Genomic DNA, 12736 nt, shown 5'->3' with positions numbered 1-12736 from the left:
CGGTGGCCCGCTACGGTGTCACCACCTTGCCGCCGAAGGTCACCACGAGGTGCCCGTCCGAGGCGAAGGACCAGCCGAGCGCCCCCGAGTAGGAGGAGCAGCGGGAGCCGTTGGCGCCGGTCCAGAACTGGTTGGAGCTGTCGGCGTCGCCGACGGTCTTGTCGTTCGAGCCGCTGACGGCGAAGCGGCACGAGGTGTTGCCGCGGAACACCGAAGTGCCCTTGTCGAACGAGAAGTTGCGCTCGGTGTTGTCGATGCCGACGTTGTCGGAGATGGTCATCGTGCCGGGGTTGCTGTTGTACGTGAACCCGTGGTGGCCGTTCTTGTAGGCGATGTCGTGCCGCACGACGTGGTCGACCGCGATGTCGTCGCCGCCGAGCTTGTAGCCGTTGCGGTCGCCGTTCTTGTTCTGGGTGCCGTCGGTGAGGGTGCCGTTGCCGTACGACAGGGAGTACTCGATGGTCACCGGGCCGATGGCGCCGGTGTCGGTCTTGGTGTAGAGGTCCCAGCCGTCGTCGATGTTGTTGTGGGAGACGTCGTAGCGGAAGACGTTCCCGGTGCCGGTGGTCAGCTTCGAGGCGAAGCCGTCGGCGTTCTCCCCGGTGGAGTCCTCGTTGTCGTGCGATTCGGAACTGACGACCAGGTTGTTCGACGGCCACCGGCTGCTCGGCGTGCTGGAGGAGATCCGGCCCAGCTGGAGTCCGGTGTCCCGGTTGTAGGCGGTCACCACGCGTTCGATGACGTTGTTGCTGCCGCCGACGTAGATGCCGTTGTCCCCGGCGTGCTCGACCGTGAGGCCGTACAGATGCCAGTAGTCGGCGTTCAGCTGGATCCCGCGGTTGGACGAACTCTCGCTCTGGGCCGAGAAGTCCAGGACCGGCTTCTCACCCGCGTAGGCGGTGAGGGTGGTGCGGGCACCGGACGTGCCGTTGCTGCCGGCCGGGATGGTGACCGTGGAGGAGTAGGCGTACGTCCCGCCGCGCAGGTAGATCGTCCCGCCGGGGGCGATACGGCTGATGGCGGAGGTGAGCGTGGTCGGCGCGGACTGCGTGCCGGCCGCGCTGTCGGTGCCGCTCGGCGAGACGTACAGCACCGTGGCGGTCGCGGCCTGGGCCGGGGTGCCGGAGAGCGCGGCGAGCGAGCCGGCGAGCAGACCGGCGCATGCGATGGCTGATCTCAGGTGCATCGGCTTGTCTCCAGTCGTGGCATGGTGAAGGAACGGGGGAAAGCGCTTTCCCCCTGCAATGCCCAGACCGTAGAGATACGGCATGCTCACGTCAATGACCGCGTACATGATTCATGTTCAGATGGATGAATGAGCGTTCTCTCCCGCGCCCCGGTCTACTCCCCCGGCGCGAGGGCGTCCGCCACGAGGTGGGCCGCCCCTGCGACGAGCGCGTCGTCCGCCGGCGCGTCCTTCGCGCTCTTGGACGACAGCACGGCCAGCAGGACCGGGGTGTTCCGGGGCGTCCAGGCCACACCGATGTCGTTGGCCGTGCCGTAGTCACCGGTGCCGGTCTTGTCGGCCGTCACCCAGTCGCGCGGCAGGCCCGCGCGGAATCGTGCGGCGCTGGTGGTGTTGCCCTTCAGCCAGCCGACGAGCCGTTCCCGGTCGGCGCCGGAGAGCGCCCGGCCCAGGGTGAGCGCCTCGAAGCTGCGGCCGAGTGCCCGCGGAGTCGTGGTGTCACGCGGGTCGCCGGGGACGGCGCCGCCCAGGTCGGTCTCCCAGCGGTCGAGCCGGCTCACCGGGTCGCCGAGCGAGCGCAAGAAGCGGGTGAGGCCCGCGGGGCCGCCGATCTGACGCAGCAGCAGGTTGCCCGCCGCGTTGTCGCTGTACTGGATCGCCGCCGCGCACAGCTCCGCGACCGTCATCCCGGTGTCCACGTGCTCCGCGGTACGCGGCGAGTTGGACAGGATGTCGTGCGGCGGATAATGGATCACCTTCTCCAGCGGCGCGCAGTCGCCGTGGTCGCGCAGGACGGCCGCCGCGGCGAACGCCTTGAACGTCGAACACATCGCGAACCGCTCCTCCGCCCGGTGGCACACGGTCGCTCCGGTGCGGAGGTTGCGCGCGTAGACGCCGAGCCGGGCGCCGTGCGCCCGCTCCAGTTCGGCCAATTCGTCCTCCACTGCCCGCCGTTGGGTGCCGGGTGCGGCCGACGCGGCGGGCGCGGGGCCGGCCGTGGCGGCCACGGCGGCGGTGGTGAGGGCGAGGCCCGCCCTGAGCAGGCCGCGCCGGGCGAGAGGGGTGGAGTGGTCGGGGCCGGTCATGAGCACAGTCCTCCTGGTCGTCCGTGATCGAGGTGCCGGATCTTCGACGGGGACAGCGAAACAGCCGGGAGCCACCGATGTCCAAGAGAGATCTTTCAACATCGCATGCCTTGTTGATATGAGTGCGGGATGGATCTCCTGGCGCATCTCGAGGCGTACGTGGCGACGGCCGACGAGGTGAGCTTCTCCCGGGCGGCGGACCGGCTCGGCATCGCCCAGCCGCTGCTCAGCCGCCGCATCAAGACACTGGAGGAGCACTTCGGCGGCGCGTTGTTCGACCGCTCACGGCGGCAGATCACCATCACGCAGCTGGGCTTGCTGCTCCTGCCGTACGCGCGGGACGTCCTGGACCGGGCCCAGCGGCTGGAGCAGGTCGCCGGTGCGGCGGGGCGGGCGCGGGTGTGCGCCGTCGGGGTGCCCGCGCACTGCGCCCCGGCGGCGCTGGCGCGCGCGATCCGCGCCGGCGCCGAGCGCGGGATCACCCTCGGCATGCGTGAACTGCCCCCTGCGGAAAGGGTTTCCGGGCTGGCCGACGGCTCGCTCGCCTACGCGCTGGTACGGGTCCCGCCGGAGCGGGGCGCGTTCCGGGTGCCGCTGGGCCTGGCGTCCGCGCCCGAATCGGAGGACGAGGAAAGCGTCCCGGCGTACGGCGGTGCGCGGCGTGCGGTCCACCTGGAGGATCTGCGGCCCCGGCGCGGCCGTGGCATCGAAGGCGCCGCTCCGCTGCCGGTGCTGACCCTTCCGGAGGACCGACTGCCGTTCCACCAGGACCGGCTGGAGCGCGCGGCGGCCCGCGCCGGACTGCCACCGGGCCGGTTCCGGCCGGCCGGGGCCGCGGCCACCGCGCTGGCCGAGACGCTGGCGGGGCGGGCGCTGCTGCTGTGCGCGCAGCCGCTCGCCCGGGAGCACGGGGCCCGGTGGGCGCCGCTGGGCGACCGGTCACTGCACCGGGGGTACGACGCGAACGCCGCCCCGGACCGGTCCGGGGCGGCCGGGGTGCCGCGCTGGCTGGTCCCGCTGCTGGCCTCGGCCGTGGGAGCCGTCCCTCGACGGCCCGGCGGACCGGCCACCGGGACCGGCGAGGACGTGCCCGCGCGGCTGGCGGCACGCGGATGACGGCGGCACCCCGGTACGTCGGGGACGACGGCGCCCTCCTGGACGTCGCCGAGGCCATCGCCGCCGACTGGGCGGCCCTCGGCGTGCGCGGCTCCTTCCTCGCCCGGAACCTCGACACCGGCGAGCACCTCGGCTTCGACGTCGAGGAGTCACTGCCGCTGGCCTCGGTGGTGAAGGTCCCCCTCGCCCTCGTCGTGCTGGACCGGATCGCCGCCGGGGAGCTGGATCCGGCGCAGCCGGTGACGGTCGATCCGGCGCACAGCAGCGTCGGCCCCACCGGGCTCGCCGCGTTCCGGCACCCGGCCACGGTCGCCGTCGGTGATCTGCTGCTGCTCATGCTGTCGGTGAGCGACAACGCCGCCGCAGACGCCCTGCTCGGCCTGGTGCCGGCGGCGGAGGCCGACGAGCGGCTGCGGGCCTGGGGATGCGGGGAGATCCGGATGCGGCACCGGATGAACCACATGTACGAGTGCGCCGCCGGCGCCGCCGGCAACGACTTCTCACTCGCACTGGAACTGGCGCTGCGCGACGAGCGGGCCGGCCGGCACACCATCGAGACCCTGGACCCCGCGCACGCCAACACCGGCACCGCGGCGGCGCTCGTCGAGCTGCTGCGGCGCGTGTGGTGCGAGGAGATCTCCACACCGGCAGCGACGGCGGAACTGCGGCGGCTGATGGGGCTGCAGGTCTTCACCCACCGGCTGGCGAGCGAGCTGCGGGCGGACACGCTGCGGTGGAGCGGGAAGACAGGGTCGTTCCTGCATCTGCGGCACGAGATCGGGGTGGTCGAGGCGGAGTCGGGAGACCGGGTGGCCATGGCCGCGCTCACCCGCGCGGACCGCCGGGCGGGTCTGGCGCCGGACGTCGACCTGGCGATCGGGGCCGCGGGACGCAACGCCTTCGAGGCGTTGCGCAGGTGAGGCCGTCGCGGGCGCCGGCGCCGTAGCCCATGCGCCTTGGCACCGGCGCGGGTACGACGAGGGCGTCCGCCCCCGGCCCGTGCGGGTCGGGGGCGGACGCCCTCAAGGCCGTGCTCAGACCAGGTCGAACCGGTCCAGGTTCATGACCTTGTCCCACGCGGCGACGAAGTCCTTCACGAACTTCTCCTTGGCGTCGTCGCTGGCGTACACCTCGGCGAGGGCGCGCAGCTCGGAGTTGGAGCCGAAGACGAGGTCGGCGCGGCTGCCGGCCCACTTCAGCTCGCCCGTGACGGCGTCGCGGCCCTCGAACGTGGTCTGGTCCTCGGAGGTCGACTTCCACGTGGTGCCCATGTCGAGCAGGTTGACGAAGAAGTCGTTGGTGAGGACACCGGGCGTCTTGGTGAGGACGCCGAGCTGCGACTGCTGGTGGTTGGCGCCGAGGACGCGCAGGCCGCCGACGAGCACCGTCATCTCCGGGGCGCTCAGGTTCAGCAGGTTCGCCTTGTCGACCAGCAGGTACTCGGCCTGCAGGCGGTTGCCCTTGCCGAGGTAGTTGCGGAAACCGTCCGCGGTCGGCTCCAGCGCCTCGAAGGACTCGACGTCGGTGTGCTCCTCACCGGCGTCCACGCGGCCCGGGGTGAAGGGCACCTCCACCGCGAAGCCGCCCTCCTTGGCGGCCTTCTCGACCGCGGCGACACCGCCGAGGACGATCAGGTCGGCCAGCGAGACCTTCTTGGCGCCGGAGGAGGCGTTGAAGTCCCGCTGGATGCCCTCCAGGACGCGCAGCACCTGGGCGAGCTGGTCGGGGTCGTTGACCTCCCAGCCGTTCTGCGGGGCGAGGCGGATGCGGGCGCCGTTGGCGCCGCCGCGCTTGTCGCTGCCGCGGAAGGTGGAGGCGGACGCCCAGGCGGTGGTGACCAGCTGGGACACGCTGAGGCCCGAGTCGAGCAGCTTGGTCTTCAGCGCCGCGATGTCGGCGTCGTCGATCAGCTCGCCCTCACGCTCCGGCAGCGGGTCCTGCCAGATCAGCGTCTCCTCCGGGACCTCCGGGCCGAGGTACAGCGACTTCGGGCCCATGTCGCGGTGCGTGAGCTTGTACCAGGCGCGGGCGAAGGCGTCCGCGAACTCCTCCGGGTTCTCGTAGAAGCGGCGGGAGATCGGCTCGTAGATCGGGTCGAAGCGCAGCGCCAGGTCGGTGGTGAGCATCGTCGGGCGGTGCTTCTTCGCCGGGTCGTGCGCGTCGGGGATGATCTCCGGGGCGTCCTTGGCCACCCACTGCTTGGCGCCGGCCGGGGACTCGGTGAGCTCGTACTCGAACTCGAAGAGGTTCTTGAAGAAGCCGTTGCTCCACTGGGTCGGCGTGGCGGTCCAGGTGACCTCCAGGCCGGAGCCGATGGCGTCCTTGCCCTTGCCGGTGCCGTAGGTGCTCTTCCAGCCGAGGCCCTGCTCCTCCAGGCCGGCGGCCTCGGGGTCCGCACCGACGTGGTCGGCGGGGCCGGCGCCGTGGGTCTTGCCGAAGGTGTGGCCGCCGGCGATCAGCGCGACGGTCTCCTCGTCGTTCATCGCCATGCGGCGGAACGTCTCACGGATGTCGCGGGCCGCGGCCAGCGGGTCCGGATTGCCGTTGGGGCCCTCGGGGTTGACGTAGATCAGGCCCATCTGGACGGCGCCGAGCGGGTTCTCCAGCTCGCGGTCGCCGGTGTAGCGCTTGTCGTCCAGCCACTGGGTCTCGGGGCCCCAGTAGACGTCCTCCTCCGGCTCCCAGACGTCCGCGCGGCCGCCGCCGAAGCCGAAGGTCTCGAAGCCCATCGACTCCAGCGCCACGTTGCCGGCGAGGATCATCAGGTCGGCCCAGGAGATCTTCTGGCCGTACTTCTTCTTCACCGGCCACAGCAGGCGGCGGGCCTTGTCCAGGTTGACGTTGTCCGGCCAGCTGTTCAGCGGGGCGAAGCGCTGCTGGCCGGCGCCGGCGCCGCCCCGGCCGTCGCTGATGCGGTAGGTGCCGGCGCTGTGCCAGGCCATGCGGATGATCAGCGGGCCGTAGTTGCCGAAGTCGGCGGGCCACCAGTCCTGCGACGTGGTGAGCACCTCGGCGATGTCCCGCTTCAGGGCCGGGAGATCGACGTTCTTGAAGGCCTCGGCGTAGTCGAACTCCTCACCGAGCGGGTTCGTCGCGGGAGGGTTCTTGGCGAGGATCTTCAGGTTGAGCCGCTCCGGCCACCACTGGCGGTTGCCACCGCCCTGGGTGGGGTGCAGGGCCCGGTCGTGCGCGACGGGGCAGCCGCCGCTCGCCCCCTCGGCCTTCGCGTCGGTGACGATCGCGTCGTGGTTCTCGGTCATGGACATCCTTCCGGACTGGACGGAACTCGGTGCTCAGGAACTGCGGCCGGTGGAACAGTCGGGGCACAGGCCCCAGTACACGACCTCGGCCTCGTCGATGGCGAAGCCGCGGTCGTCGGAGGCGGTCAGGCAGGGCGCTTCGCCGACCGCGCAGTCGACGTCGACGACGGTCCCGCAGGACCGGCACACGATGTGGTGGTGGTTGTCGCCGACGCGTCCCTCGTACCGGGCCGGGTGGCCGGCCGGCTCGATGCGGCGGAGGAGTCCCGCCGCGGTGAGGGCGTGCAGGGCTTCGTAGACGGCTTGCAGGGAGATGTGGCCCACGCGGTCACGGACCCCGGAGGCGATCGCCTCGACGCCGAGGTGGTCGCCCGCCCGGACGGTCTCCAGCAACGCGACGCGGGCTGCCGTCACGCGCAGGCCGGCACCGCGGAGCTCTTCGGCGGTGGTCGGAGTCGGGGAGGCGGTCATGGAACGAACCTACCGCCATAAACACGAGAGATTCAAGAAAACGAACGATGCAATTTTCTTCGGCGCCGCGTCACCCCCCGTCCACCGCCCCGCCACCCGGCCCGGATCTCCGCCTTCGCCGTCGGCCGGCAGCGGGTCCGGGACATGCCCGCATCCTGCGTCCCAGGACACGCGACAGCGGTACGACGAGCCGGACGGTCGTCCGAACGGGTGAGCTGGGGAGGCGGCCCGGGCGCAGCGGCCGCAGGCCGGTCCGTACGGACAGGCGCCGGGACCGGGGACGGTGGGACACTCGGAGTCCGTGGCCGAGGTGGCCGTCGAGAGGGACGCTGGTGGACCTGGACGCCGTCGCGGACGAGTTGTACGGGCTGCGGCCGGAGGACTTCGTCGCCGCCCGTGACCGACGCGCCCTGGAGGCCCGCAAGGCCGGTGATCAGGCGCTCGCCAAGCGGATCGGGGCGTTGCGGCGGCCGAGTCTGGCCGCCTGGGTCAGCAATCTGCTCGTGCGCCGCCGGCCGGAGGAGGTCCAGCCGCTGCTGGGACTCGGCGAGGAACTGCGCCGGGCCCACCGCGAGCTGGACGGGCTGCAGTTGCGCAAGCTCGCCCGCAGGCAGAGCGAGGTGATCGGCGCGCTCGGACGGCAGGCGCGCCGGCTGGCGGCCGAGGCCGGGCGGCCGGTGGGTGAGGGCGTCCAGCGGGAGGTCGAGGAGACGCTGCACGCCGTTCTCGCCGCCCCGGAGGCCGGCCGGGAGTGGGCGGCAGGGCGCCTTGTGAAGCCGCTCGCCTCCACGTTCGGGTTTCCCGAGGCGGACGAGGCCCTCCTTGAAAGCCGCCCGGTGACGACGGAAGGCAAGACACCGGGAAAGGCCGAGGAGGCCGCCGGCGGACGCGGGGCGGCGAAGAAACGCGGCACGGCAGGGCAGCACGTCGACGAACTGGCGCAGCGGCGCCGTCTCAACGAGGCCCGTGAGGCCGCCCGCGCCGCCGAGCGGGATCTGCGCGCCCGCGAGAAGGAGGCCGAGGCGGCCGGACGGGAGGCGGAGCAGGCCCGCGACCGGGTGGCCGAGGCCGACGAGCGCGTGCGTGCGCTGCGCGCGGAGCTGCGCGACGCGGAGGAGGCACAGCGGCGGGCCCGCACCGACGAGCAAGCGGCCCGGGACCGGGCCCGGCAGGCCGACCGTGCCGTACGGGAGGCCCGGCGCCAGGCCCGTACGGCGGCGGCCGCGGCGCAGCGGCCGGCCGCGGGCCCGGGGGCGCGCGGCAGGTGACGGGGCACTGCCTCGCCCCTCGCCCTTCGCCCCTGACGGCCCGGGGACTCGTCGGGCCGGCACCGCCGCCCGCTCGGGCTGGTCACGGCCGTCTGCGCCGCCGTCGCGACCCTCGTCCACGCCGTGACCATCCATCCCCGCACCCGGACCTCGCAGCCTGCGGTCGCCGCCCCGGCCGACCGTGTGACCGCCACCCCGTGACCAGGACGGCGGCCGCCGGGAGCGGGATCGCGCCGGTCGCGAGATCCGGTCCGGCTGGTCCGGCCCCGGCGGCGAACGCCGGGCGTCGCGGTCGTCCCACCGGCGCACGTCCGGCTGGCCGAAGCACCGCGCCGCCGGGAGACTGGCAGTGCCGGCTGCGTCCCACGTCCGGCGCACCCTCCGGAGCCGCCCCGTCGGCGCCGGGTGAGCGACCGGCCGGCGCGGATGCCGCCGGAGCCGGCCTCGGGACGGGAGGCGAGGAGCCATGGCGAGACCGATCTGGACCGGGGTGCTGACCTTCGGGCTGGTCACCCTGCCCGTGGGGCTCTACACCGCCACCGAGGACCACACCGTGCACTTCCACCAGCTCCAGCGCGGCACCTCGGACCGGATTCGCAACAAGCGCGTCAACGAGCGCACCGGCAAGGAGGTCGGCGGCGACCGGATCGTCAAGGGCTACGAGATCGACGAGGGCGAGTACGTCGTCGTGGAGCCGGAGGAGCTGGAGGAGATCGCACCGGGGCGCTCGAAGGTGATCGACCTCGCCGGGTTCGTCGACCTGCGCGAGGTCGAGCCCGTCTACTTCGACCGCACGTACTACGTCGGCCCGCGCGGCAAGGAGTACGTGAAGGTGTACGAGCTGATGCGGGCGGCGCTGGACCGCGCGGACAAGGCCGGGATCGCCACGCTCACGATGCGCGGCAAGGAGTACCTGACCGCGCTGCGGGCCCAGCCGCGCGTCCTCGTCCTGCACACCCTGCACTGGGCCGACGAGGTGCGCGACCCCGCCTCCGTGGTGCCCGACCTGCCGGAGCGGCGCTCCGGCGGTGACAGCAAGGAGCTGCGGACGGCCGAGCAGCTGATCGACGCGCTGACCATCGAGTGGAACCCCGAGGAGTACCACGACGCCTACGAGGAACGCGTCATGAAGCTCGTCGCCGCGAAGCGGAAGGGCGAGGAGGTCGTCGGCGAGGCGGAGCCGCCGGAGGCGACCAACGTCATCGACCTGATGGAGGCGCTCAGCCGCAGCGTGGAACAGAACCGCTCCCGGGGCCGCAAGGGCGGCGACGGGAAAGTGGCCGGCGGCAGGAGGCAGGCGAGCTCCGGCAAGTCCCGGCCCGCCTCGGGCAAGAAGGAACCCGCCGGCAAGAAGGGACCCGCCGGGAGGAAGAAGTCAGCGGGCCGCAAGGAGTCCGAGGACCTGGCGTCCCTGTCCAAGGCGGAGCTGCAGAAGCGGGCGAGTGCCGCCGGCGTGGCCGGCCGGTCGAAGATGACGCGGGACCAGCTCGTCAAGGCGCTTGCGGGCCAGGCGGCTTGACCTGGTGCGGGCCGGGCGGCGCGCGTATTTCGCGCCGACCGGCCTTCGTTCCGGCTCGGCCTCCGTGGGGACGCTCGGTGCCGACAGCGGGCTGATCAAAACGGTGCGTGGGGCGTCACTCGTATGGGTGCACCCGGTCCGGCCCTCCGTGGCATACGGAGGTGTCTGTCGTTCGGCAGCGAGTGTGATGTTTGCCATGTGGCGTGATTGACCCGGGGTGAACGGGCAAGGTACCCCTTCATGCCCCACGCCAACCCTCTGCGGCAGGTGATTCGATGACCACGGCGACGCCCCGGACGTTCCGGACGCCGCCCGCCCCTACCGACGACACGACCGCCAGGGATTCGCCGGCCTCCGCCAGGCCCCCGCTGCCGTCCCTGACGGGACTGCGGTGGATGGCGGCGCTGCTGGTGTTCGGACTCCACGTGAACAACTTCGGCTACTTCGGAGGCACCGGTGGCCGGCTCGTCTCCTGGGCGTTCGGCGCCGGCGCCACCGGAGTGTCGTTCTTCTTCGTGCTGTCCGGCTTCGTCCTGACCTGGTCGGCGCGGCCCCGTGACCGCGCGCTCGCCTTCTGGAGACGCCGCATCGCGCGCATCTACCCGGTGCACCTGGTCACCCTGGTCCTCGCGCTGGTCATGGCGTACACGCTGGCGAACCAGCCGAGGCCGACGCCGAAGCAGGCGCTGTCCAACGCGCTGCTGCTGCACTCCTGGTGGCGCCCCTGGTGGCAGACGCTGAATCCGGTCAGCTGGTCCCTCGCCTGCGAGGCGTTCTTCTACGCGGCCTTTCCGCTGCTCTTCCTGCTGCTGCGCCGGCTCGGTGCGCGCGGCTCGGTTGTGCTCGGCGCGCTGTCGGTGGCGGCGATCCTGGTGCTGGCCCGGGCGGACGCGCATCACTGGTGGAGGTACGCGCTGTACTCGTTCCCGGCGGCGCGGCTGCCCGAGTTCGTCCTCGGCGCGGTCACCGCGCGGCTGGTGCTGCTGGGCCGGTGGCGGGGTCCGGGTCTGGAGGCGTCGCTCGCCCTGGCGATCATCGGGTACTTCCTCGTCCCGCAGGTCGCGCCCGGCTACTCCGCGACCATGTGCACCATCGCCGGGTTCACGCTGCTCATCCCGGCGGCGGCCATGGCGGACCTGCACGGCCTGCCCTCGCTGTGGCGGCGCCGGCGGCTGGTGCGGCTCGGCGAGCTGTCGTTCGCCTTCTACATGGTGCATCTGCTGGTGATCCGGTCCGCCGCGCCGCTGCTCGGGACGAAGCCGCACTTCGGGCCGCCGGCGGGGATCGCGGTCACCGCGACCGTGTTCACGGTGTCGCTCGGGCTGTCCTGGCTCCTGTACGAGGCGGTGGAGCGCCCGGCGAGACGCCTGCTGCTGCGACCGCTCCGCCGCCCGGCGACGCAGCCGGACCGGGCGCAGGCCCGTCAGGAGGCACCGGCCGCGGCCGGGGACTGAGTGTGACGCGGCCTCGGACGGACGCGCCCGGGAACCGGTCGGAAAAGTGCCCCCGGCTCGGGTCGGGAAGGTCCCGTGCCGGGGCTCTGCGGCGCACCGGAGGGCCTATCGGCCGCCCCGTGAGGGGGGCAGCGCGCGCTCCTGTGCCGGCCGCCGTGCCACCCGCCGGCGCCCGCGGGCCCGGCCCCGCGGCCTGGCGTTCCGCCGCCCCCGCTCCTAGGTTCTGCGCAGGCGGAGAAGGGAGCAGGGGTGGACCGGGACATCCGCACGGTGGAGGACGTACTACGGCTGCTGGACGGGCTGTTCGCGCCGGCGGCCGACCGCTGGACTCAAGACGCGGCCTCGTGGTGGGACGGCTTCTACGCGGACCGGGACAGACCGGTGCCGTTCTTCGCGGCGAAACCGGACGAGAACCTGGTGTCGTATCTGGAGCGCGGTCTGGTCGCACCGGGGCGGGCCCTGGACCTGGGCTGCGGGCCGGGCCGCAACGCCCTGCACCTGGCCGCGCGGGGTTTCGAGGTGGACGCCGTCGATCTCTCGCCGGCCGCCGTCGCCTGGGCCGAGGATCGCGCGCGGGAGGCGGGGGACCCGCCGGGCGCCGTGCGGTTCCACTGCGGTGACGCCTTCGCCCTGACCACGGGGGACACGGCCCGGCTGGGCGGCCCGTACGACCTCGTGTACGACTCCGGCTGCTTCCACCATCTGCCGCCGCACCGGCGCGTCAGCCATCTCGCGCTGCTGGAGCGGGTGCTGGCGCCCGGCGGGCACTTCGCGCTGACCTGCTTCGCCGCCGGCCGCATGGGCTCCGAACTCCCCGACGCCGCGTTCTACCGGGAGCCGGGCCTGCACGGCGGCCTCGCCTACACCCCCGCGTCGCTGCGCCGGATCTTCTGCGACCTTCAGGAGGTCGAACTGCGCGCGATGCGGCCGCAGGCGGCCGACTCCCCGCTCTTCGGGGCGGATTTCCTGTGGACCGCCCTGTTCCGCCGTCCGGGCGGCCGGTGACACGGCCGTGCGCCGGCTCCCGCACCACGGGAGCCGGCGCACGGGTGGCTCACTTGTTGACGCAGCTGTTGCCGAAGGCCGGGTTCAGGGCCCCGATGACGTTCACCGTGTTGCCGCACACGTTGACCGGGATGTGGATCGGCACCTGGACGACGTTGCCCGAGATGACGCCCGGGCTGTTGCTGGCAACGCCGACCGTGCCCTGGTCGCCGGCGAACGCGGTCGCCGAGCCTCCCGCGGCAAGGACACCTGCGAGTACGGCCGTGGTGGCGAAACTGCGAAGACGCATGATCTGCCTCACTGATTGACGGAGGGACTCTTTCATGACAGCCGTACCGCGCGCTGTGCGCCTGTTCACGTACGCCGTCCGGG

General features: G+C 72.7%; 11 protein-coding genes. 6 read left to right on the top strand and 5 right to left on the bottom strand.

Going from position 1 to position 12736, the window contains the following annotated elements; all coding sequences use genetic code 11:
- Window positions 1-10: 10 nt before the first annotated feature.
- Entirely contained in the window at window positions 11-1186 is a 1176-nt protein-coding gene (locus ACGFZN_RS01950; RefSeq protein ID WP_393856490.1) for a right-handed parallel beta-helix repeat-containing protein, read from the bottom strand.
- A 155-nt stretch (window positions 1187-1341) separates the two neighbouring features.
- Window positions 1342-2271, bottom strand: coding sequence for a class A beta-lactamase (bla, locus tag ACGFZN_RS01945; protein WP_393856489.1), 930 nt, complete (start codon window positions 2269-2271; stop codon window positions 1342-1344).
- 129 nt (window positions 2272-2400) lie between these two features.
- Here bla and ACGFZN_RS01940 point away from each other — a divergent pair, with 129 nt between their 5' ends.
- Together ACGFZN_RS01940 and ACGFZN_RS01935 are read left to right on the top strand one after the other, a co-directional pair.
- Complete coding sequence (locus ACGFZN_RS01940) at window positions 2401-3387, top strand: LysR family transcriptional regulator (protein WP_393856488.1); 987 nt, start codon at window positions 2401-2403, stop codon at window positions 3385-3387.
- On the top strand, window positions 3384-4307 hold the full coding sequence (locus tag ACGFZN_RS01935) for a serine hydrolase (protein ID WP_393856487.1): 924 nt from the start codon (window positions 3384-3386) through the stop codon (window positions 4305-4307). The genes ACGFZN_RS01940 and ACGFZN_RS01935 overlap by 4 nt, the downstream gene beginning before the upstream one ends.
- A gap of 114 nt (window positions 4308-4421) precedes the next feature.
- Here the strand turns inward: ACGFZN_RS01935 and katG are convergent, their stop codons facing one another.
- Together katG and ACGFZN_RS01925 are read right to left on the bottom strand one after the other, a co-directional pair.
- Window positions 4422-6647 carry a catalase/peroxidase HPI gene (gene katG, locus ACGFZN_RS01930; RefSeq protein ID WP_393856486.1) on the bottom strand — a complete coding sequence of 742 codons (2226 nt, stop codon included), beginning with the start codon at window positions 6645-6647 and terminating at the stop codon, window positions 4422-4424.
- A 33-nt stretch (window positions 6648-6680) separates the two neighbouring features.
- On the bottom strand, window positions 6681-7118 hold the full coding sequence (locus tag ACGFZN_RS01925; RefSeq protein WP_393856485.1) for a Fur family transcriptional regulator: 438 nt from the start codon (window positions 7116-7118) through the stop codon (window positions 6681-6683).
- 332 nt (window positions 7119-7450) lie between these two features.
- Between ACGFZN_RS01925 and ACGFZN_RS01920 the strand changes: the two genes are divergently transcribed.
- The 4 genes from ACGFZN_RS01920 to ACGFZN_RS01905 all read left to right on the top strand — a co-directional run bounded on the left by ACGFZN_RS01920 (window position 7451) and on the right by ACGFZN_RS01905 (window position 12364).
- Window positions 7451-8386 (top strand): hypothetical protein, encoded by a 936-nt coding sequence (locus tag ACGFZN_RS01920; RefSeq protein WP_393856484.1) that lies wholly within the window; start codon window positions 7451-7453, stop codon window positions 8384-8386.
- Window positions 8387-8852: 466 nt separating this feature from the next.
- On the top strand, window positions 8853-9905 hold the full coding sequence (locus ACGFZN_RS01915; RefSeq protein WP_393856483.1) for a Ku protein: 1053 nt from the start codon (window positions 8853-8855) through the stop codon (window positions 9903-9905).
- A 275-nt stretch (window positions 9906-10180) separates the two neighbouring features.
- Window positions 10181-11359: an acyltransferase family protein gene (locus ACGFZN_RS01910; RefSeq protein ID WP_393856482.1), complete on the top strand. Its 1179-nt coding sequence runs from the start codon at window positions 10181-10183 to the stop codon at window positions 11357-11359.
- Between the two features lie 249 nt (window positions 11360-11608).
- Window positions 11609-12364 (top strand): class I SAM-dependent methyltransferase, encoded by a 756-nt coding sequence (locus ACGFZN_RS01905; RefSeq protein WP_393856481.1) that lies wholly within the window; start codon window positions 11609-11611, stop codon window positions 12362-12364.
- 49 nt (window positions 12365-12413) lie between these two features.
- On the opposite strand, the gene ACGFZN_RS01900 is transcribed toward ACGFZN_RS01905, so the two are convergent.
- On the bottom strand, window positions 12414-12653 hold the full coding sequence (locus tag ACGFZN_RS01900; protein WP_393856480.1) for a chaplin: 240 nt from the start codon (window positions 12651-12653) through the stop codon (window positions 12414-12416).
- Between the last annotated feature and the right edge of the window lie 83 nt (window positions 12654-12736).

It is taken from the genome of Streptomyces sp. NPDC048192 (genome assembly GCF_043202415.1).
In the GTDB taxonomy this organism is placed as follows: domain Bacteria; phylum Actinomycetota; class Actinomycetes; order Streptomycetales; family Streptomycetaceae; genus Streptomyces.
Note: the sequence above shows the minus strand (reverse complement) of the source record. Positions and strands in the feature narration are given on the sequence as shown.

Coding starts and splice junctions, on each gene's coding strand:
- ACGFZN_RS01915 (WP_393856483.1), top strand. CDS start 8,853: ATGGCGAGACCGATCTGGACCGGGGTGCTGACCTTCGGGCTGGTCACC.
- ACGFZN_RS01935 (WP_393856487.1), top strand. CDS start 3,384: ATGACGGCGGCACCCCGGTACGTCGGGGACGACGGCGCCCTCCTGGAC.
- katG (WP_393856486.1), bottom strand. CDS start 6,647: ATGACCGAGAACCACGACGCGATCGTCACCGACGCGAAGGCCGAGGGG.
- ACGFZN_RS01925 (WP_393856485.1), bottom strand. CDS start 7,118: ATGACCGCCTCCCCGACTCCGACCACCGCCGAAGAGCTCCGCGGTGCC.
- ACGFZN_RS01950 (WP_393856490.1), bottom strand. CDS start 1,186: ATGCACCTGAGATCAGCCATCGCATGCGCCGGTCTGCTCGCCGGCTCG.
- ACGFZN_RS01900 (WP_393856480.1), bottom strand. CDS start 12,653: ATGCGTCTTCGCAGTTTCGCCACCACGGCCGTACTCGCAGGTGTCCTT.
- bla (WP_393856489.1), bottom strand. CDS start 2,271: ATGACCGGCCCCGACCACTCCACCCCTCTCGCCCGGCGCGGCCTGCTC.
- ACGFZN_RS01940 (WP_393856488.1), top strand. CDS start 2,401: ATGGATCTCCTGGCGCATCTCGAGGCGTACGTGGCGACGGCCGACGAG.
- ACGFZN_RS01910 (WP_393856482.1), top strand. CDS start 10,181: ATGACCACGGCGACGCCCCGGACGTTCCGGACGCCGCCCGCCCCTACC.